At 66.9% G+C, this 20,210-nt stretch carries 20 protein-coding genes; 10 read left to right on the top strand and 10 right to left on the bottom strand.

Annotated elements, in window-relative coordinates; all coding sequences use genetic code 11:
• Positions 1-28: 28 nt before the first annotated feature.
• Positions 29-1,651 carry a ribosome biogenesis GTPase Der gene (der, locus tag GGR13_RS07855; protein WP_183212932.1) on the top strand — a complete coding sequence of 541 codons (1,623 nt, stop codon included), beginning with the start codon at positions 29-31 and terminating at the stop codon, positions 1,649-1,651.
• Between the two features lie 9 nt (positions 1,652-1,660).
• On the opposite strand, the gene GGR13_RS07850 is transcribed toward der, so the two are convergent.
• From GGR13_RS07850 to alr, 5 genes are all read right to left on the bottom strand, one after another.
• The gene (locus tag GGR13_RS07850; RefSeq protein WP_183212931.1) at positions 1,661-2,416 is read right to left on the bottom strand and encodes an SDR family NAD(P)-dependent oxidoreductase; all 756 of its coding nucleotides are present in this window, start codon (positions 2,414-2,416) and stop codon (positions 1,661-1,663) included.
• A 6-nt stretch (positions 2,417-2,422) separates the two neighbouring features.
• Positions 2,423-3,937, bottom strand: coding sequence for an amidophosphoribosyltransferase (gene purF / locus GGR13_RS07845; RefSeq protein ID WP_183212930.1), 1,515 nt, complete (start codon positions 3,935-3,937; stop codon positions 2,423-2,425).
• A gap of 25 nt (positions 3,938-3,962) precedes the next feature.
• Positions 3,963-4,559, bottom strand: coding sequence for a CvpA family protein (locus tag GGR13_RS07840; protein ID WP_183212929.1), 597 nt, complete (start codon positions 4,557-4,559; stop codon positions 3,963-3,965).
• Between the two features lie 6 nt (positions 4,560-4,565).
• Positions 4,566-5,930 carry a DNA repair protein RadA gene (radA, locus tag GGR13_RS07835; RefSeq protein WP_183212928.1) on the bottom strand — a complete coding sequence of 455 codons (1,365 nt, stop codon included), beginning with the start codon at positions 5,928-5,930 and terminating at the stop codon, positions 4,566-4,568.
• Between the two features lie 205 nt (positions 5,931-6,135).
• Positions 6,136-7,170, bottom strand: coding sequence for an alanine racemase (gene alr / locus GGR13_RS07830; RefSeq protein ID WP_183212926.1), 1,035 nt, complete (start codon positions 7,168-7,170; stop codon positions 6,136-6,138).
• A 132-nt stretch (positions 7,171-7,302) separates the two neighbouring features.
• Between alr and coaD the strand changes: the two genes are divergently transcribed.
• The 3 genes from coaD (at position 7,303) to GGR13_RS07815 (ending at position 9,615) form a co-directional block, all read left to right on the top strand.
• On the top strand, positions 7,303-7,791 hold the full coding sequence (coaD, locus tag GGR13_RS07825; RefSeq protein ID WP_183212924.1) for a pantetheine-phosphate adenylyltransferase: 489 nt from the start codon (positions 7,303-7,305) through the stop codon (positions 7,789-7,791).
• Positions 7,788-8,651, top strand: coding sequence for a peptidylprolyl isomerase (locus GGR13_RS07820; RefSeq protein ID WP_183212923.1), 864 nt, complete (start codon positions 7,788-7,790; stop codon positions 8,649-8,651). The genes coaD and GGR13_RS07820 overlap by 4 nt, the downstream gene beginning before the upstream one ends.
• A gap of 70 nt (positions 8,652-8,721) precedes the next feature.
• A complete protein-coding gene (locus GGR13_RS07815) occupies positions 8,722-9,615 on the top strand; it encodes a peptidylprolyl isomerase (RefSeq protein WP_183212921.1) in 894 nt (297 codons plus the stop codon).
• Here the strand turns inward: GGR13_RS07815 and GGR13_RS07810 are convergent.
• Positions 9,579-10,709, bottom strand: coding sequence for a Ppx/GppA phosphatase family protein (locus tag GGR13_RS07810; protein WP_183212920.1), 1,131 nt, complete (start codon positions 10,707-10,709; stop codon positions 9,579-9,581). The two genes, GGR13_RS07815 and GGR13_RS07810, sit on opposite strands and share 37 nt — an antisense overlap.
• Before the next feature lie 376 nt (positions 10,710-11,085).
• Here GGR13_RS07810 and GGR13_RS07805 point away from each other — a divergent pair, with 376 nt between their 5' ends.
• From GGR13_RS07805 to GGR13_RS07790, 4 genes are all read left to right on the top strand, one after another.
• A complete protein-coding gene (locus tag GGR13_RS07805) occupies positions 11,086-11,325 on the top strand; it encodes an acyl carrier protein (RefSeq protein WP_183212918.1) in 240 nt (79 codons plus the stop codon).
• Between the two features lie 147 nt (positions 11,326-11,472).
• Entirely contained in the window at positions 11,473-12,753 is a 1,281-nt protein-coding gene (gene fabF / locus GGR13_RS07800) for a beta-ketoacyl-ACP synthase II (RefSeq protein ID WP_183212917.1), read from the top strand.
• A gap of 1 nt (position 12,754) precedes the next feature.
• Positions 12,755-13,978, top strand: coding sequence for an endolytic transglycosylase MltG (gene mltG, locus GGR13_RS07795; protein ID WP_183212916.1), 1,224 nt, complete (start codon positions 12,755-12,757; stop codon positions 13,976-13,978).
• A 14-nt stretch (positions 13,979-13,992) separates the two neighbouring features.
• The gene (locus tag GGR13_RS07790) at positions 13,993-14,859 is read left to right on the top strand and encodes a YicC/YloC family endoribonuclease (protein WP_183213135.1); all 867 of its coding nucleotides are present in this window, start codon (positions 13,993-13,995) and stop codon (positions 14,857-14,859) included.
• 164 nt (positions 14,860-15,023) lie between these two features.
• On the opposite strand, the gene GGR13_RS07785 is transcribed toward GGR13_RS07790, so the two are convergent.
• Positions 15,024-15,662 (bottom strand): hypothetical protein, encoded by a 639-nt coding sequence (locus GGR13_RS07785; protein ID WP_183212915.1) that lies wholly within the window; start codon positions 15,660-15,662, stop codon positions 15,024-15,026.
• 421 nt (positions 15,663-16,083) lie between these two features.
• Between GGR13_RS07785 and gmk the strand changes: the two genes are divergently transcribed.
• Together gmk and GGR13_RS07775 are read left to right on the top strand one after the other, a co-directional pair.
• Positions 16,084-16,725 carry a guanylate kinase gene (gmk, locus tag GGR13_RS07780; protein ID WP_183212913.1) on the top strand — a complete coding sequence of 214 codons (642 nt, stop codon included), beginning with the start codon at positions 16,084-16,086 and terminating at the stop codon, positions 16,723-16,725.
• Positions 16,725-17,192 carry a hypothetical protein gene (locus GGR13_RS07775; RefSeq protein ID WP_183212911.1) on the top strand — a complete coding sequence of 156 codons (468 nt, stop codon included), beginning with the start codon at positions 16,725-16,727 and terminating at the stop codon, positions 17,190-17,192. Before gmk ends, GGR13_RS07775 begins: the two co-directional genes overlap by 1 nt.
• Here the strand turns inward: GGR13_RS07775 and GGR13_RS07770 are convergent, their stop codons facing one another.
• The 3 genes from GGR13_RS07770 to pdxA all read right to left on the bottom strand — a co-directional run bounded on the left by GGR13_RS07770 (position 17,193) and on the right by pdxA (position 20,209).
• Entirely contained in the window at positions 17,193-18,317 is a 1,125-nt protein-coding gene (locus GGR13_RS07770; RefSeq protein WP_183212910.1) for a pyridoxal phosphate-dependent aminotransferase, read from the bottom strand.
• On the bottom strand, positions 18,314-19,126 hold the full coding sequence (gene rsmA, locus GGR13_RS07765; protein WP_183212909.1) for a 16S rRNA (adenine(1518)-N(6)/adenine(1519)-N(6))-dimethyltransferase RsmA: 813 nt from the start codon (positions 19,124-19,126) through the stop codon (positions 18,314-18,316). The genes GGR13_RS07770 and rsmA overlap by 4 nt, the downstream gene beginning before the upstream one ends.
• 78 nt (positions 19,127-19,204) lie before the next feature.
• The gene (pdxA, locus tag GGR13_RS07760; protein WP_183212907.1) at positions 19,205-20,209 is read right to left on the bottom strand and encodes a 4-hydroxythreonine-4-phosphate dehydrogenase PdxA; all 1,005 of its coding nucleotides are present in this window, start codon (positions 20,207-20,209) and stop codon (positions 19,205-19,207) included.
• Position 20,210: the final 1 nt, after the last annotated feature.

Here is a 20,210-nt window from a genome sequence, read left to right as displayed (position 1 = left end):
TACTGTATTTTTGGGTTAGAACGCCGACATGGCCTTGAAGCTCGCCATCGTCGGCCGTCCCAATGTGGGCAAGTCGACACTGTTCAACAGGCTGGTCGGGAAGCGCCTTGCGCTGGTCGACGATCGCCCGGGCGTGACCCGTGACCGACGCTATGCCGACGGCCATATCGGCGACATGGATCTGACGCTGATCGACACCGCCGGCTACGAGGACATCAACGATGACAGCCTCGAATCGCGGATGCGCGAGCAGACGGAGGCGGCGCTGGAAGACGGTGATCTAATCCTGTTCATGATGGATGCCCGTGAGGGTGTCACGTCACTGGACCGGATCTTCGCCGAGCGGCTGCGCAAGCAGCACAAGCCGGTCATCTTGCTGGCCAACAAGTCCGAGAGCCGCGAGAGCGGGGGTGGAATCGGCGAGGCCTACAGCCTGGGCTTCGGCGAGCCCTGCGCCATCTCGGCCGAGCACGGCGAGGGCATGGCGGATCTGTATGCCGCCATCCGCGACGCTTCGGTCGATATCTTCGTCGAGGAAGTCGACGAGCCCGACAAGCCGATCCGCATCGCCATCATCGGTCGCCCCAATGCCGGCAAGTCGACCCTGATCAACCGCCTGATCGGCGAGGATCGCCTGCTGACCGGGCCGGAGGCTGGGATCACGCGGGATTCGATCTCGGTCGACTGGGAGTACGAGGGGCAGAACATCCGCCTGGTGGACACCGCCGGCATGCGCCGCAAGGCACGGGTGCAGGAGAAGCTCGAGAAGCTGTCTGTCGCCGACACCATACGGGCCATCACCTTTGCCGAGGTGGTCGTGCTGGTCATGGACAAGGACAATGCCTTCGATGTGCAGGACCTGCAGCTGGCCGATCTGGTGGAGCGGGAGGGCCGGGCGCTGGTCTATGTCGCGGCCAAGTGGGACCTCGAGGAAGAGCCCCAGGCCAAGATGGCCGAGCTGAAGCGGCTGGCCGAGGACAAGCTGCCCCAGCTGAAGGGCTCGCCCTTCGTGGCACTGTCGGCTCACTCCGGACGTGGGGTCGAGCGGCTGATGCCGGCCGTGCTGGCCGCGCATGCGACCTGGTCGGTGAAGGTCAAGACCAAGGACCTCAATGACTGGCTGTCCATGGCGACCCAGAGACATCCGCCCCCCGCCGTCGATGGCAAGCGGATCAAGACCAAATACATGGCCCAGATCAAGGCGCGGCCGCCGACCTTCGTGCTGTTCGCCAGCCGGGCCGCGTCCCTGCCAGAGCACTATATCCGCTACCTGACCAACAGCCTGCGCGAGAGCTTCGACCTGCCCGGCACACCGCTGCGGCTGACCATCAAGGGCGGCACGGCCAACCCCTATGCCGAGGGCGGGGCCAAGTCGGGACCTGAACGCTACAAGGGCGACGCCAAGACGGCTCCGCGCAAGGTCCGCAAGGCCGAGGCTGCGGCCGAGACCCTGTCGAACCTGCCCGGCAAGGCGCTGGAGCAGAAGAAGACCCGTGTGGCCAAGCCCCGGGTCATCGGAGCGGTCAAGTCCAGCGCCTCCAAGAAGGCGGGCTCGTCCGTGGCGATCCAGAAGGGTGCCCGTGGCGGCGCCCGGCAGGTGTCACGCTCGGGCCGCGTCCGCGTCGGCCAGAAGCACGCCCCGAAGAAATAGGGCGCTGCCTCAGATCAGCGCGGCGCTCGGCAGGCCCGATTTCCAGTCCTTGAAGGACTGCAGCAGGGGCGGGGTCAGGTCGGGCCTCGCCAGTTCGACGATCAGCGGCCCGATCTCTGACGGATGGATCAGGGTCATGGGGTCCTCGCCCGGATAGGCCTGGGCCCGGAGCTTGGTGCGCATGCGGCCGGGGTCGAGGACCGTACCCCGGATCGGGGTCGACTCGATCTCGTCCAGCCAGCAGCGGACCAGGGTTTCAGCCCCGGCCTTTGTCGCGGCGTACATGCCCCAGAAGGCGCGCGGGACCTGGGTCAGGCTGGTGGTGATATGGATCATCCGCCCGGCGTCCGAGGCCCGCAGCAGTGGCTCCAGCGAACGGATCAGGCGATAGACGGCCGTCAGATTGGTCTTTTCGATCTTGGCGAAGGCGCGGGGTTCTGCGTGGGCGACCGGCGTCAGACCGGCCTCACCCATGGTCGCAGCGGCCTGGACCCAGATATCCAGCTTGCCGAACCGCTCGAAGAGGGCTCCGCCCATCCGGTCGATGCCACCGCCGTCCACCAGATCGAATGGAACGAGGGAGGCGTGTTTTCCGGTGGCGGCGTAGATAGCGTCATCCAGCTCTTCCAGCCCGCCCTGGGTCCGGCCCGTGGCGACCACGTGGGCCCCGGCCTTGGCCAGAGCGAGGGCGCTTTCATAGCCGATGCCACGCGAGGCTCCGACGACAAGGGCGATGCGGTCGGCAAGCGGAAGGGTGTCGGTCATGCGATCCTAGGCGCTGACGAGCAGCGAGAGCTGGCGTGCGACAGGGTCGCGCCCGCCGGCCTCGATCTCGCGGTCGACCAGACGGGTCGGATAGTCGCCGGTGAAGTAGTGGTCCGTGAACTGCGGGGTCTTCTCGTCGCGACCGGTCTCGCCCATGGCCTGATAGAGGCCATCGACCGACAGGAAGCCCAGGGAATCGACCTCAAGGAACTCGCGCATTTCCTCGAGCGTCTTGTTGGCGGCGATCAGCTGGTCTCGTTCCGGCATGTCGATGCCGTAGAAGTCTGGCCACAGGATGGGCGGGCTGGCCGAGCGCAGGTGGATCTCGGTGGCGCCGGCGGCGCGGACGGCTCGGACCAGCTTGACCGATGTGGTGCCGCGCACGATGGAGTCGTCGATCAGGACGACGCGCTTGCCTTCCAGCACGGCCCGGTTGGGGCTGTGCTTCATGCGGACGCCTTTCTGGCGGGTGGCCTGGCTGGGCTGGATGAAGGTGCGGCCCAGATAGTGGCTGCGGATGATGCCCATTTCGTAGGGGATGCCGCTCTCCTGGGCATAGCCCAGAGCTGCCGGGACGCCCGAGTCGGGCACGGGGACAATGACGTCCGCTTCAATTGGGAACTCGCGGGCCAGACCCTGACCCATGCGCTTGCGCACGCCATAGACCGACCGGCCGTTCACGACACTGTCGGGTCGTGAGAAATAGACATATTCGAACAGGCAGGGGCGGGCGGCGCGGGCCGGGAAGGGCTTGATCGACTGCAGGCCGTGACGGTCAATGACGACCACCTCGCCATGCTCGACGTCGCGCTCGAAGGTCGCACCGATCGTGTCGAGAGCGCAGGTTTCGGAGGCCAGCACCCAGGCGTCACCGATCCGGCCCAGCACGAGGGGACGAATGCCCAGCGGGTCGCGGGCGCCGATCATCTTGGAGCGCGTCTGGGCGACCAGGGCATAGCCGCCTTCGATCCGCGCGAGGGCGTCGATGAACCGGTCCACGACCTTGGCCTTCCGGCTGCGGGCGATCAGGTGAAGGATGACCTCGGAGTCCGAGGTGGACTGGAAGATCGAGCCTTCGCCGACCAGCTGGTTCCGCAGGAACAGGAAATTCGTCAGATTGCCGTTGTGGCCGATGGCGATGCCGCCAGTGTCGAGATCGGCGAACATCGGCTGGATGTTGCGCAGAAAGCTGCCGCCAGCCGTCGAATAGCGGGTGTGTCCGACCGCAGCCGTGCCGGGCATGCGGGTGGGCAGGTCCGAGCCTCCGAAGGCTTCGCCGACATGGCCCATGTGGCGTTCGGTGTGGAAGCGGGTCTCATGCACCGAGGCGATCCCGCAGGCTTCCTGACCGCGATGCTGGAGCGCATGCAGGCCCAGGGCCACGATGGCGGAGGCTTCATCCGCTTCTGCCCCCCAGACGCCGACGACGCCGCATTCCAGACGCGGACGATCATCGTCGGCGTCACGGTGATGCTCGCGGTGGATGACCGGAGCGGCAATAGCGTGGTCGAGCGTGCTCATCGTGGGCTCCGATGTGCGGTGGCGACTAGTCGTTGGGGGCAGCGGGCGAAGTATTGCCTGTTTGGGGCGTCTGCAAGGCGTCTTCGTCGGAAAACCCTCGGCGGACGGATGAATCCACAACAGGTGTGACTGCATCCATGCCCCGGCCGATGCCGGGGAGGGCCCATTGGATGGTGCGAGCGGCACCGGCGGTCAGTGGCTGAAGGGTGGCCTCGGTCAGCCAGCGCGGGGTGCGCTCGCCCGGCACTACGGCGACGACGACCAGGTGAATGGCCCCCAGCAGGACGAGCGCCCGGCCCGTGCCGACCAGAATGCCGAACAGGCGGTCGATGCCGCCCAGCGTGGGATGAGCCTGTGCGCGTTTGGAGATCGTCGAGCCCAGCAGGCGGATTCCGAAATACAGGATCAGGAACGAAAGGATGGCGGCGAAGACCGAACCGATCCAGTCGGGGTCGATCAGCGCCCGGCCCAGCGGTGCGGTAAACGGCAGGGCCACCAGGGCCACAAAGGCGGCGAGGATGAAGCTGAGCAGGGTGATCAGCTCGCGCGTGCCGCCGCGCACCCAGCCGGCTGCGGCCGAGGCGAGGATCACGAGAATGGCAAAGGCGTCAAAGCCGGTCATTCGCGCCTAGTAGCGGTTCTGCGAGATTCGATCGACCGCTTCCGTCAGGCGGCTGATGGATGTCAGGGCCACGCCGTGACCCTTGACGGTCAGGGGCGGGGTCAGGGCGTTGTCGAAGCCCAGTTTCTGGGCCTCTCTCAGGCGGGCCTCGGCGCGGCCGACGGCGCGGACTTCGCCCGACAGGCTGATTTCGCCGAAGACCACGCAACCCTGCGGCAGGGGCACATCGACGGCGGAGCTGATCAGGGCGGCAGCCGCTGCGAGATCGGCGGCGGGCTCGTTGATGCGCAGACCCCCGGCGACGTTCAGATAGACGTCCTTGTCACCGAAGCCGACGCCGCAGCGCGCCTCCAGAACGGCCAGCACCATGGCGAGGCGCCCCGTGTCCCAGCCGACGACGGCCCGGCGCGGTGTGCCATAGGCGGCGGGAGCAACCAGGGCCTGCATCTCGACCAGCACGGGGCGACTGCCCTCGATTCCGGCAAAAACGGCAGCACCGGGTGCGCGGTCTTTGCTGTCGCCGAGGAACAGGGCGGAGGGGTTGTTGACCTCCGACAGGCCCGCATCGCCCATTTCGAAGACACCGATTTCGTCGGTCGCCCCGAAACGGTTCTTGCCGGCGCGCAGGATGCGGAACGGATAGCCACGCTCGCCCTCGAAGGTCATGACGGCATCGACCATATGCTCGACCACACGGGGGCCTGCGACCTGGCCATCCTTGGTCACGTGCCCGACGAGAATGACGGCCGTGCCCTGGGACTTGGCCAGACGGACCATTTCCCCGGCACAGGCCCGGACCTGGGTGACGGAGCCGGGTCCGGCCTCATGCGCGTCGGACCACAGGGTCTGGATCGAATCGACGATAACAATGTCGAATTTCTCGCGCTTCAGCGTGCCCACGATTTCGCGAAGGGCCGTGGCGGATGCGAGGTTCACGGGGGCCTCGGCCAGACCCATCCGCTTGGCGCGGACACGGATCTGTTCGATGGCTTCCTCGCCCGAGATATAGGCGACCCGGACCCCGCGCAGGGCTGCCCGACCGGCGACATCCAGCAGCAGGGTCGACTTGCCGACACCGGGGTCACCGGACAGCAGGATGGCCGAGCCGGGGACCACCCCGCCGCCGCAGACGCGGTCGAATTCGGTCACCCCGGTCACGATCCGGGGCGGCTCGGGCGTGTCGGACTGCAGGGTTTCGAACTGGATGCCCCGGGCCCGGGAGGCGCTGACGGGCTTCAGGGCACCCGGAGGGGCCGCACGGCTCTCCTCGACGATGGTGTTCCACTGGCCGCAGGCCCCGCACTGGCCGGACCATTTTCCGTGCACAGCCCCGCAGGACTGGCAGACATATATCGCGCTGTCTTTGGCCATGACCGGGCTCTAGCAGGAGTCGTCGGGGGCGGGGCAGGGGCAGGTCGGATGGATACGACCGGTTTTGTCGTTTCGCAGCTCCGGAACCGCTTCGTACCCGACAATCCGTTGTCTGGATTGTCTGGATTGTCTGGAATCCGGAGCGGGCGGGTGCCAGACGACGGCGTCGAAAAGGTGGGTATGGCAACGCTTCGCGCAAGACCTGTCAGGCGTAATTACGCGGCACCCGGGCGGTGACCGAGGTCAGAAGCTCATAGCTGATGGTGCCGGCGGCGGTCGCGGCATCGTCGAGAAGACGATCGGGGCCGAACAGCTGGACGGCATCCCCCGCGCGAACATCAAGGTCGGTGACGTCGACGGCGATGACATCCATCGAGACGCGACCGAGGATCGGGCGAAGTCCGCCGGCGACCCAGACCTGGCCGGCCGGGCTGTTGGAGCGGGCGATGCCATCGGCATAGCCGGCACCGCAGGTGGCGATGCGCCGGGGCGTCTCGGCGACGTACCCGCGCGAATAGCCGACGCTTTCGCCCGCCGGGACGTCCCGGATCTGCAGGATGTCGGCGCTGAGCGTTGCGACAGCCCTCAGCCGGGCATCGGGACGGCCTTCGGGGCCTCCGCCGTAAAGACAGATGCCCGGCCGAACGGCGTCGAAGGCATAGTCCGGGCCGAGGAAACAGCCGCCGGAGTTGGCGAAGGACTTCAGGGCCTGTGGATAACGGCTGGAGGCCCGGGCGAAGGCGTCACGCTGGGTTCTGTTCATCGGCTGGGCCGGGTCATCGGCGCAGGCCAGATGGCTCATCACCAGGGACAGGTCGTCGAAGGGTTCGGGGGCGTCCTCGGGGCGGAAACCGAGACGGTTCATCCCCGTGTCGATCTGCAGCCCGCAGGGGCCCCCGCCAGCACCCAGCCAGGTTCCCAGCTGATCGGCATGGTTCAGGATCGGGCGCAGGCTGGCCGCCTTCAGGTCAGCCGCTGTGTCGCCGACGCAGCCGTCCAGCACATAGAGGACAGGCTCGGGACCGAGGGCACCGCGCAAGGCGATCCCTTCGGCGGCGCGGGCGATGAAGAAGGTCCGGGCCCCTTCCTGCATCAGCCGACGCGCGCAGGGCACGGCCCCGAGGCCATAGCTGTCGGCCTTGACCACGGGATGAACCGGCACGCCCGTCTGCGCCTCCAGCGCATGAAAGTTGTGCGCAAGGGCGTCGAGATCGATGTGAAGGGTCGCAGTGGCGGTCATCACGGCCTTATGCCGCAAGTTTTGTGCGGCGCACGCAAAATCTGGGGCAGCGGCTGGTCGAACGGCACCCGCGGCTGGACCCTGTCCCGCAACGGATGCTAGACGGCGGGTTCGGCGGGGGAGAAAAACGCCATGCGTATCGGGCTTTATCCGGGGACCTTCGATCCCGTCACCAACGGCCACATCGACATCATCGGTCGGGCCATGAAGCTGGTCGACCGGCTGGTGATCGGCGTCGCCCAGAACGACGCCAAGGGACCGCTGTTCACAACCGAAGAGCGCGTCGAGATGGTCAGGTCCGAGGTCGCCCCCCTGAACCGCGATATCGTGGTCCAGCCGTTCTCGACCCTGCTGATGCATTTTGCCGAGAGCCTGGACGCCAATGTGATCGTGCGCGGGCTGCGGGCCGTCTCGGATTTCGAATACGAATTCCAGATGACGGCGATGAACCAGCGCCTCAATGACGACATCGAGACCGTGTTCCTGATGGCCGATCCGCGCCATCAGGCGATCGCCTCCAAACTGGTGAAGGAGATCGCCCGTCTGGACGGGGATATCGGCAGTTTCGTCAGCCCCGCGGTCGCCGCCCGGGTTCTGGCAAAGGTCAAGGGACAGGCATGAAATTCAAGATCGGTCTTGCGGCTTTTACGGTGGCCCTCGCGTTCGGCGGCGCGGGCCTTGCTCAGACGCCTGCTGCGCCGGCCACGGCTTCCGACTGGCGCGTGATTGCCCCTGAAAATCTGTGGGTCATCGACACGACGCAGGGTCGGGTCCTGGTCGAGCTGGACCCGCGTGTCGCCCCTGGTCACGTCGAGCGCATCCGCACCCTGACCAGTCGGGGTTTCTATGACGGGCTGAAATTCCACCGGGTGATCCGGGGTTTCATGGCCCAGACGGGCGATCCGCTCGGGACAGGCGAAGGCGGTAGCGATCTGCCGGACCTGCCGCCGGAGTTTTCATTCCGACGCGGGAGCGCGGCAGGCTTTGCACCGATCCGGACCAATGCCCCGGGAATCCAGGGTCTGGTGGGGTCGGTGCCGGTCGTGACCCAGCCGGATGCGCAGATGTTCGTCACGGCGGATTTCAAGGTCGATGCGACCGGACTGTTCTGTCCCGGCGTGGCGGGCATGGCCCGGTCTTCGGGCGTCGACAGCGCCAACAGCCAGTTTTTCCTGATGATGGGCCAGAACGACAATCTGAACGGCAGCTACACGGTGTTTGGACGGATCGTGGCCGGACTGGACGTGGTCGAGAAGCTGAAAGTCGGGGATGACGCCAACAATGGCGCGGTCACCGATCCCGATGTGATGACGCGGGTCCGGATCGCCTCGGCCTTGCCGGAGACCGAGCGTCCCGTGGTGCGGGTCATGGACCCCCGATCCGCCGCCTTTGCCGCTCGCGTCGATGCCGTGCGCGCCGCGAAGGGCAATGCCTTCAAACTGTGCGATGTTCAGCCGGTCGCCGAGGTCACGGGCGGCTGATTCCAGGACGGGCAGGGGCGCGATGACGACAGGACGCAGCAGGACGGTATGGATTTCGGCGGGGCTCGCGATGGCTCTCGCGCTCTCAGGCCAGGCGGCAGCGCAGACGGCACCGGTGGCTGCCGCCGATGTCGCCATGCCGGACGTGCCACCGCCACCCGCGCCACCGGAGCCCACGGCCTGGCGCACGGTGCCGGCCGAAGACCTGATGGTCATCGACACGACCAAGGGCCGGATCCTGATCGAACTCCTGCCAGAGATCGCACCCCTGCATGTCGAGCGGATGCGGCTGCTGGCCCGGGCCGGCTTCTTTGACGGCATCGTCTGGCACCGGGTGATCGACCTGTTCATGGCCCAGACCGGCGACCCGCTGGGCACAGGCGAAGGCCAGAGCCCCTATCCCGACCTGAAGGGCGAGTTCACCTTCCGACGCGGGCCCGAGATGGCCTTCACCACCGTGGCTGCGCCTGCTGGGGCTGCCGTGGGCTTTTTCCGCTCGCTGCCGGTCCAGACCCAGCCAGACAGCCTGATGGCGACAACCTCGGACGGCAAGGTGCATGGCTGGGGGCTGTACTGCCCCGGCGTTGCCGGCATGGCGCGCGACGAAGGCGTCGATACGGCCAACAGCCAGTTCTTCCTGATGCGCCAGCCCTATCCGTCGCTGGACAAGCGCTACACCATCTGGGGAAAGGCGGTGTCGGGGCTTGAGGTCGTGCGGGCGATCAAGGTCGGCGAAGGGGCCGGCGGGATCGTGCCCGGCCAGCCCGACCGGATGACCCGGGTCCGGATCGCCTCCGACCTGGCCGAGGGGGACCGGCCGGTCGTCGAGGTGCTGGATACGGCCTCGCCGCGATTTCTGGCGCTTGCGGCAGAGACGCGGGCATCGCGGGGCGCGGACTTCTCGATGTGCGACATCGAGCTGCCGGTTCAGATCTCCGGAGCCGCCGCGCCCGCCTTGCCCTGAACCCGATGACGCCGGCGACGGCGCTGGGGCTCGCGGTCGGCACGCATCTGCTGCAGCAGCAGGCCCTCGCGCAGACCCCGGTCGGCGACCCGGACCCTGTCGCAGGGCCAGGCGCGCTGGACGGCTTCCAGGATTGCGGCTCCCGCCAGCACCAGATCGGCCCGGTCGGGTCCGATGCAGGATTCAGCCGCCCGGCCCGCAGGCCGCAGGGCCTTGAGCCGTTCGGCTGCGGCCTCGCAGTCCGCCCGGGTCATCCACAGGCCGTCGACAAGGTCGCGCTGATAGCGTTTCAGGCCGAGGTGGATGCCGGCGAGGCTTGTGATGGCTCCGGATGTTCCGACCAGATGTCCCTTGCCGGACACCAGCAGGCGGCGAAGCTCTGGCTCCTCGATACCGCCGTGGGCAATGGCCTGGCCCATGTCGGCGACCATCGCCTCATACCAGGCCTCGCCGGAGTCCGCGGGCTCCGGGTGACGGTCGGCGAGGGTGACCACGCCGAGCGGGGCCGACATCCAGGCCACAGTGACCATCTGCTGGCCTTCGCGCCTGAGCCAGGAGAGTTCGGTCGAGCCGCCGCCGACATCGATGACCAGCACCGCCTCGGCATTGGGGTCGAACAGGTTGAGACAGCCCTCGACCGACAGCCGGGCCTCCTCGATCGGGTCGATGATGCGCAGGCGCAGGCCGGTGCCGAGCCGGACCCGTTCGATGAAGGCCTCGCCATTCTCGGCCTGGCGACAGGCCTGGGTGGCGACAGCGCTCAGGCGGCGTGATTCGAGCCCGCGCTTGACGACCCGCTCGGCACACAGGGCGAGGGCGTCGTAGGCCCGGTCCATGGCCCGGTCGTCGAGACGACCCGTATGGGTGAGCCCCTCGCCGAGGCGCACGATGCGGCTGAAGCTGTCGACGACCCGAAAGCCGTCGCGGGCCGGCCGTGCGATCAGCAGCCGGCAGTTGTTGGTCCCCAGATCCAGTGCGCCATACAGCGGCGCACCCTGACCATTCGCCCCTGGACCCCCCGCGTCTTGCGAGCGGCGTCTGTCGGGCTGGGACCGGTCGTCACGCCGGGAAGGCGCGTCGTCGATCTCCGGCATCGGCCGAGCTTTCGGTTTGGGCACATCCATAACGGGCACCCGTCCGGATCAGGGTAACGCCCGCACGAGCCCTTCGACAAGCGATTCTGTCACAAACATGAACAGGACTGACGGCATCCCCTGTATCAAGCGCGGGTCCCGGTCGGCGAAAATGGCCGTCAGCCGCCGCGGGCCCGGGCTCCGCATTGAGGACGACAGGGGTTTGCCATCATCAAACCCTGTGTCAGGCTATTTTCAGCCGCTTCGCCTGTGCTAAAGGCGGGGGGTCAACGGAACCGTCGATCCCTTCGGGGCTTGCGCAACCGTCGCTGTCGTGAGACGGCAAAACCAAGATCAAGAGCCGTCGCCACGGCAACTTTAGAAGGCTGAGAGTCCCATGTCCGACACGCTCGAACGCGTCCGCAAGATCGTCATCGACCACCTGGACGCCGATCCGGACAAGGTCACCGAAAAGGCCAGCTTCATCGACGACCTCGGTGCCGACTCGCTCGACAACGTCGAACTGGTCATGGCCTTCGAGGAAGAGTTCGACATCGAAATCCCCGATGACGCAGCCGAGCACATCCAGACGGTCGGCGATGCCGTGAAATTCATCAACGAAAAGACGGCTGCCTAACGCCGTCAGGTCTGTTTCGGTCGACCGGTCCAGCAGGATCGGCGGCCGGGGACCCTCGAGACAAGGGCCGTCGGGCGCTCCTAGCGGAAGCGTCCGGCGGCCCTTATCATTTGTGTCATACGATTCTTGGGGTTGAGGAGCGCCGCCATGCGCCGCGTCGTCGTTACGGGTCTGGGTCTGGTGACGCCTCTGGGCACCGGGGTCGAACACAGCTGGAAGCGGTTGCTGGACGGACAGTCCGGGATCCGGCCGATCACGGCCTTCGATACCGAAGGCTACGGCTGCACGATCGCAGGCGAAGTGCCGTCCGTGGATGGCCGCGGCGGCGGGGGGCCGGACGTTCCGGGCAGTTTCGATCCCGATGCGATCATGTCGCCCAAGGAGCGCAAGCGGGTCGATGACTTCATCCTGTTCGGCATTGCGGCGGCTGACGAGGCGCTGAACGACGCCGGCTGGCATCCCGAGACCGATGAGGACAAGGAGCGAACCGGGGTCATGATGGGTGCGGGCATCGGTGGCCTCGGCCCCATTGCCGACACGGCCCAGATCCTGAAGGAACAGGGTCCGCGCCGGGTCAGCCCCTTCTTCATTCCCTCGGCCCTGATCAATCTGATTTCCGGCCAGATCTCGATCCGTCACGGGCTGAAGGGTCCGAACCATGCCGTCGTCACGGCCTGCGCCTCGGGTGTTCATGCGATCGGCGATGCCGCGCGCATGATCGCCTTCGACGACGCCGATGTGATGGTGGCCGGCGGGGCCGAGAGCTCCATCGTGCCGATCGGCATTGCGGGCTTCCTGGCCTGCAAGGCGCTTTGCACGGCTTTCAACGATACGCCGGAGAAGGCGTCGCGTCCCTATGACCGCGAGCACGCGGGATTTGTCATGGGCGAAGGGGCGGGGGTGGTCATTCTCGAGGAGTACGAGCACGCCAAGGCGCGCGGTGCCCGGATCTATGCCGAGGTCATAGGCTACGGCATGTCCGGCGACGCCTATCACATCACTGCGCCGTCCGAGGACGGTGACGGGGCCTATCGCGCCATGAAGGCGGCTGTGAAGCGGGCCGGGATCGATGTCGCCGACATCGACTATGTCAACGCCCACGGCACTTCGACCATGGCGGACTGGATCGAGCTGCGGGCCGTCGAGCGGCTGATGGGCGACCATGCCGGGCAGGTCGCCATGTCATCGACCAAGTCCATGACAGGCCATTTGCTGGGCGCAGCCGGTGCGATCGAGGCGGTGTTCAGCGTGCTGGCCATCCGCGACCAGATTGCGCCGCCGACGATCAATCTCGACGACCCCGAGCACGAGACGGTCATCGATCTGGTAGCGCACACGGCCAAACCCATGGAGATCGACGTCGCCATGTCGAACAGTTTCGGGTTCGGCGGCACCAATGCCTCCATCCTGTTCCGCAAGGTGAGCTGAGATGCTGCGCGGCTCTGACGGCAGGATCCGGGGGCCGATCCGGGGGCCATCGCCGGCCAGGGGGCCGAAACAGGCCGGAACGATGGCGGCGATCGTGTCGGCGTCGGCGACGTTCAGCGTCTTTCTCGTGGCAGCCCTGATCGCCGGGTGGGTGATCTATTTCGGTCCGGGCCCCGCGGCGCGCGCGGGTGAGGCCACGGTCGTGACCATTCCCAGCGGCGCAGGCGTGGCCGCGATCGCCGCGCGGCTGAAGACGGCCGGGGTGATCCGCTCGACCGACCTGTTCAAGGCCTCGGCAGCCGTGACAGGGGCAGCCACGAAGTTGCGGGCCGGAGAATACGAGGTCCCGTCGGGTGCGTCGGTGAAGGATGTCCTTGCCCTGCTAACCGACGGGCGGGTCGTCCGCCATTTCGTGACCATCCCCGAAGGCTGGTCCTCGGCCCAGGCCGTGGACATCCTGATGAAGGAAGACATCCTGACCGGCACGGTCGAGGTGCCGGAGGAAGGCTCGCTCTGGCCCGAGACCTATGAGGTCACGCGCGGCGAGAGCCGGGCTTCGGTGATTGCGCGCATGCAGCGGGCCCAGCAGGACGGGCTGGCCGAACTGTGGGCCCGGCGCGGACCGACCAGCGTCGTTCGCACGCCGGACGAGGCCGTGATCCTGGCCTCCATCGTCGAGAAGGAAACCGGAATCGCCGCGGAGCGGCCGCAGGTGGCGGCCGTGTTCTCGAACCGCATCCGCCAGGGCATGCGGCTGGAGAGTGATCCCACCATCGTCTACGGCATCACCAAGGGGCGGCCACTGGGGCGCGGGATCCGCCAGTCGGAGCTGGCTGCGGACACGGGCTACAACACCTATCTGATCGACGGCCTGCCACCGACCGCCATCGCCAATCCGGGCCGCGAGGCCATTGCCGCCGTCCTGAACCCGCCGCGCTCGGAGTATCTGTTCTTTGTCGCGGACGGGACCGGCGGCCATGTGTTCGCCCGGACCTATGAAGAGCACCGCTTCAATGTGGCCCGCTGGCGCGAGATCGAGCGGCGCAAGGCGGGGCTCCCACCCGGTCCGATGCCGGATGCGCCGGCCGTCCTGACCGGAGAGGATCCGGCCGTGATCGCCGGCGAGGCCCCGCTGCCCGGCGGTCAGGCGGTCATCACCATGCAGGCACCTGGAACCCTGACCCCGCGCGCCCCGTCTGCCACGCCCGCTCCGGTGGCGCAGTGAGTGCGCTTTCGGGCATGACGGGCTTTGGCCGTGCTGACGGAGCACTGGACGGCTGGAGCTGGTCGGTCGAGGCGCGATCGGTCAACGGCCGCAATCTGGAGGTCCGGTTCCGCGGTCCGCCCGGCTTCGATGCGCTGGAACGGCTGGCCAAGACGTCGGCCCAGGCCCGGCTGAGCCGGGGACAGGTCACGATCGGCGTGCAGGCGAAACGCCCGGACGCGGCGACGGGGGCATTGAAGATCAATCAGGCCGTACTCGACCGGTATCTGGAACTGGCCAATGCCCTGGCGGAGGAGGGGGCGACGCCCCCGTCTGCGGACGGGCTGCTGGGGCTGAGAGGCGTGCTAGAGGTGCCGGACGAGGACGACGACGCCGAGGCCAGGGCTGCCATCGAGGCCGCCATAGCCTTGTCGCTGGATCAGGCGCTGGATGCGTTGAAGCTGTCGCGCGAGCGGGAGGGTTCGCAGCTGCGACCCGTGATCGTCGATTTCATCGACCGGATCGAGGCCATGGTCGCCGTCGCCGAGGCCGAGGCGGGTGCCCAGACCCTGGCAATCCGCGAGCGCTTTACCCGCCGGATGACCGAACTGGCCCCTGACGCCCCCGGTCTTGAGGACCGGATCTTCCTCGAGGCCGCCGCCCTGGCGACAAAGGCCGATGTGCGCGAGGAGCTGGACCGGCTGACCGCCCATGTTGCCTCGGCCCGCACCCTGCTGGACCAGCCGCCCTCGGGTCGCAAACTGGACTTCCTGATGCAGGAGTTCATGCGCGAGGCGAACACCCTGTGCTCGAAATCGGCCACGACGCCGCTGACCGCCGTGGGTCTCGACCTCAAGGCGGTGATCGAGCAGCTTCGCGAGCAGGTCCAGAACGTCGAATAGGGGTCTGACTCGGCCAAAGTCTGGTTCCGGGCATTAGGCAATGGTCGTGATCCGACCCCTAACGGCGGTTCGGAAGGTCCGCATTCGGGCATCGGATCGAATGTCCGGTTTCTGCCTGCCAGATCATGTCCGATCTCGACCCGTTGCGGACGTCCGTTAGGCAGTCAGGCCCTCGGCGGTGGGGTACGGGTCCAACACGGGAGGAGCCGTTTGAGGCTCTCGGCAACGATGGGCGCGAAGGGGGCTGATGAGCCTCCGGTGACCTCAAGCCTGTCGGTATAAGTCCCACCAGCAAAAAGGCCCCTTAGCCGGATTTGATAGGTATTATCGTGCAGATAGCCGCCAAAATCCCAGAAGGTCGTCGCCTTTGGGTCTGGGAGAGACGGCACACGAGGATCCAATGCCGGAAGATCATTGAGTTCGGCCAAGGATTGCTCGACACCCGGACAAAGGTGGGAGTCCGAAAAGCGTTCGATTGCTTTGTCCCGGTATGCGGCGCGCAACCGAGCAAACCAAACCGGACGACGATCTTGACCCTCGCCAAGCCAGACCCAGTTAAATGCGATGGAGAGTGAGATTGGTCTCATATCTTCGCGAGCCGTCATCTCTACCTGTGGGGGGGTGATGGGCAGATCATCCTCGCTGCCAGCCTGCACGAACAACAATGGATTTTCTCCACCCGCGCGGTCGTCCTCGGTGATTGGCGGCAAGTGTTCTTGCAATCTGATGAGTGGATGAAGGGTCTGTTCGGGTTCCACCTGCGCCGAAAGGGCAAGTGAAAAAATCAAGCTCGACAGGAACATAGTCGCCTCCAGCCGACGACTGTTGGGCATGGCCAGCCACACAGTCAATGCGCCACGACACATCGATTGCCGCCTCAATCGCGCGTGAGTTGGAGTGGCGCAGTTGCTCATGTCAGCTTCCCACCCATAGCGGCGGTTCAGAACGTCCGCTTGCGGCGGTGAATGACCGGCGATGAGCAGACGGCCGAGCGAGGTCTGGCAGGATCGATGACCAACGGGACGAGATGTCTCGCCGCCGGAGCCTCCTTCAGGGGCGCTTGGGCCGGATCCGGGGCACAGCGGGGATATATTGCGTGAAGATATCGGCATCGGCCCCTCTTTCGTTGTAAAGGCCGCAGGACATTTCAAGACGTGGGGTTGCGCCCCTGACGAGCTTTAAAAAACATGCATCTGAACAACACCTTCCCTGCGAGTGGCGAACATGTCGAATGACCGTACGCCCCGCCGGGGTGTCCTCCTGATCGTCGCCAGTCCCTCGGGGGCCGGCAAGACCAGCCTGTGCCGGCGCCTGATGGCCGATCATGGCGGGCTGGAGCTGTCGATCTCGATGACCACGCGCGCCATCCGGCCGGGCGAGGTGGCGGATCGCGACTATCATTTCGTCAGCGACGACGAGTTCCAGGCCCTGATCGACGCCGACGCCTTTCTGGAGTGGGCCCATGTGCACGGGGCCCGCTACGGCTCGCCGCGCGCCCCCATCGACAAGGCTTTGTCGGAGGGGCGGGACGTCCTGTTCGACATCGACTGGCAGGGCGCGCGTGACGTGGCCACGAAATGCCCCGACGACGCCGTGCGGGTGTTCATCCTACCGCCCAGTCTGGAGGAACTTCGCCGCCGGCTGGTGACCCGGTCCCAGGACGCCGACGCGGTCATCGAGCGCCGCATCGCCAACGCCAAGGGCGAGATCCAGCACTGCGGCGAGTTCGACTACGTCTTCGTCAACGACGATTTCGACCGCAGCTATGCCGAACTGGCGCATATCTATCATGCCGAGCGGTCGCGGCGGTTCCGCAATACGTGGGTCGATGCCTATCGCGAGACCCTGCTGGCAGAGGCTGTGTGATGACGGTCCGGACGGGTGTCCTGTTGATGTCTGCGGCTCTGGGACTGACGGCCTGTGCCGCCGGACAGGGCACAGGGCCTGATCTGAGCGAATACACCGGAGCCGGCATGACGGTTCAGCAGGCACAGGTCGATCTGAATGCCGACGGGCGCGACGAGGTCATCGTGCATGTCACCGGACGCGATGTCTGTGGCAGCGGTGGTTGTCTGACGCTGGTGTTCACGCCGGCGGGCGAAGGCTATCGCCAGATTATGCGCGCGACAGTCTCGCGGATGCCGATCGGCGTTGCGGTGACCCGCAGCAACGGATGGTCGGATCTGGTGGTCGGCATCCGAGGCGGCGGCATCGGCAGCGATCGTGCCGTCATGGCCTTCGACGGCACGGCCTATCCGTCCAATCCGACCGTTCCGCCTGCGCGGCCTGCAACCCCGGGCATGGCCGAGACGATCGTCATCGCCGCCGAGTGATCAGCGGGCCGCGAACCAGGGCTGCATCCGGCGGATGGCTTCCTCGACCTCGGCCGTCGAGACCGCAAAGCTGAGGCGCATGTGGGTCTGGCCCCGGACAGGATCGAAATCGACGCCGGGGGCGGTCGCGACGCCCGTATCGCGCAGCAGGTCCTGACAGAAGGTGACGCTGTCGCCGGTCAGATGGGCGATGTCGGCCCAGATGTAGAAGGCTCCGTCCGGTGGCGCGATCGAGGCCAGCCCCAGCGATGGCAGGGCCGCCAGCAGTAGCGCCCGGTTGCGGCGGTAGGTGTCGATATGACCCTCCAGCACATCGTGCTCGTCCATGGCGATAAGGCCAGCATGCTGGGCCAGGGACGGCGGGGTCAGGAACAGGTTGCCGATATAGGCCTTGGCCGTCGCGATCCTGTCGGGCGGCACCAGCAGCCAGCCCAGCCGCCAGCCGGCCATGCTCCAGTATTTCGAGAAGCTGTTGATCACCTGGGCGTCCGGGGCGAACTCCAGCATGGAGCGGCAGGGGGCCTGATAGGACAGGCCGTGGTAGATTTCGTCCGAGACGATCCGGATGTCGCGCTGGCGGCAGACCTCGGCGATGGCGGCCATCTCGGCATCGTCGATGATCGTACCGGTCGGGTTGGCCGGGCTGGCGACGATCAGGCCGGCGGGGGCGGGGTGAAGGGCAGCGATGGCGTCGGCGGTCAGCTGGAACCGGACCTCGGGGCCACAATCGATCTCGACCGGCACCATGTGCAGAGCCTTCAGCGTATTGCGGTAGGCGACATAGCCGGGGCGGGCGAGGGCGATGCGGTCGCCGGGCCGGAAGGTCGAGCTGAGCGCCAGAACCAGGGCCGGGGACGCCCCGCAAGTCAGAAGGATGCGGTCCGGGTCGATGTCCAGCCCATGCCGCTCGTCATACAGCCGGGCAATGCGCTCGCGCAGCGGTGTGCTCTCCCAGTAGCCCAGGGCTTCGGTATCCAGAATCCCGTGGGCCCGTTGAATGGCGGCGGGCGGGGCCCCGGTCGAAGGTTGGCCGAACTCCATATGGATGACGCTGCGGCCCTCGGCCTTCAAGGCATGGGCGAGCCGGCTGATGCCAATGGTCCGGAAGGGCTCGATCATCGTCATGCCAGGGCGTCCGCAAGTCTCAGGAAACCGGCCAGATCGATGGTCTCGGCCCGGGCGTCGGGGTCGATGCCGGCGGCTTCGCACAGGGTGGCCCCGCCCAGGGTCTTCAGGCTGGAGCGAAGCATCTTGCGGCGCTGGCCAAAGGCGGAGGCGGTGATGGTCTCCAGCCGCTTGAGAGTCGCAGGCTCGGGCCGGGTTGCGTGCGGGATCAGGTGCACCACGGCCGAGGCCACCTTGGGCGGCGGGGTGAAGGCGGCGGCCGGCAGATGCATGACAATGCGCGCCTCGCAGACGGCCTGGGCGATGATGGCCAGGCGGCCATAGGCGTCATCGCCCGGAGACGCCACGATCCGCTCGGCGACCTCCTTCTGGAACATCAGGGTCAGGGCATGCGGCAGCCATGGTCCCGTCAGCCATTTGATCAGCAGGGCGGTGCCGACATTGTAGGGCAGGTTGGACACCAGATGCGCCGGGCCGGTGACCAGCTCCGCCTCGCGGACCTTGAGCGCATCAGCCTCGATGATCGCCAGGCGGCCATCGCCGGTGTCGAGCTCGCTCAACAGGGGGATGAAGCGGGGGTCCTTCTCGATCAGGACCACCGGGCCTGCATCGCTCTCCATCAGGGCGCGCGTCAGGCCACCGGGACCCGGGCCGACCTCGATCACGGCGCGACCTTCGAAGGGTCCGGCCAGCCGGACGATCTTGCGGGTGATGTTCAGGTCCAGCAGGAAATGCTGGCCAAAGCTCTTCTTGGCCAAAAGGCCGTGGGCTTCGAGCGATTCGCGCAGGGGAGGCAGGGTAGGGTTCAAATCAATTCCGCTCGTCCAGGCGGGCACCTGAACCCAGTTCTGTCGTGAGGCAACCGGCCGGGCCGGAGTGGTCGCAGACTAGAGGGGATTGCGGTTTGCCGCCATCTCGGATGCCAGCCGGATCGCCGCGATCAGGCTGTCGGGGCGGGCGATGCCGCGACCCGCGATGTCAAAGCCGGTGCCGTGATCGGGCGAGGTGCGGACGATGGGCAGGCCGAGGGTGGCATTGACCCCGCCCCAGAAGTCCAGCGTCTTGACCGGGATCAGGGCCTGGTCGTGATACAGGCAGATGGCAGCGTCATAGGTCTGGCGGGCGTCGTCGTGGAACATGGTGTCGGCAGGGAGGGGGTCGGTGATCGTGATCCCCTCCATCCGCAGGATCTCGACGGCCGGTCGCAAGACCTCGATCTCCTGCAGACCCAGCGAACCGCTCTCACCCGCATGGGGGTTGAGGGCGGCGAGGGCGAGGCGCGGGGCGGCGATGCCGAAGTCGCGCTTCATCGATTCGTGGACGACGCGGGCCGTCCGACAGATTCGCTCGGCGGTCACCAGCTCGGGCACCTGGTCCAGCGGGACATGGATGGTCACCAGACAGGCGCGCAGGTTCCGGGCGGTCAGCATCATGACCGGCCCGCGCGTGCCCCGGTAAGGTGCGTCGGCGGTCAATTCGGCAATGAACTCGGTATGGCCCGGGAAGCGGAAGCCGGCCGCGTAGAGGGGGGCCTTGGCGATCGGGGCGGTCACCAGCCCCGAGGCCTCGCCCGACAGGACCATGTCGACGCCGCGCTCGATCCAGTCGGCCACGGTTCCGGCATTGGCGGGATCGGGCTGGCCGATTGTCACCGGAGCAGGGGTGGGATGGTGGATGACGGGCAGGGCACGACCAAAGGCAGGTCCTGCTTCGGATGCCGAGAGGACCTCTGAAACGGGCACGCCCTGCGTTGCCAGCAACCGGGCGTCGCCGATAATCGCGAACGCGTGACCAGTTTCTCGCAGCGCGGTCCAGGCCTTGGCGACGATCTCGGGGCCCACCCCGGCGGGTTCGCCGAGGCTGAGGACTAGCGGCAGGGCGGCCGCCGTCATC

Source organism: Brevundimonas variabilis, from assembly GCF_014199945.1.
Taxonomy (GTDB): Bacteria; Pseudomonadota; Alphaproteobacteria; order Caulobacterales; family Caulobacteraceae; genus Brevundimonas; species Brevundimonas variabilis.
Note: the sequence above shows the minus strand (reverse complement) of the source record. Positions and strands in the feature narration are given on the sequence as shown.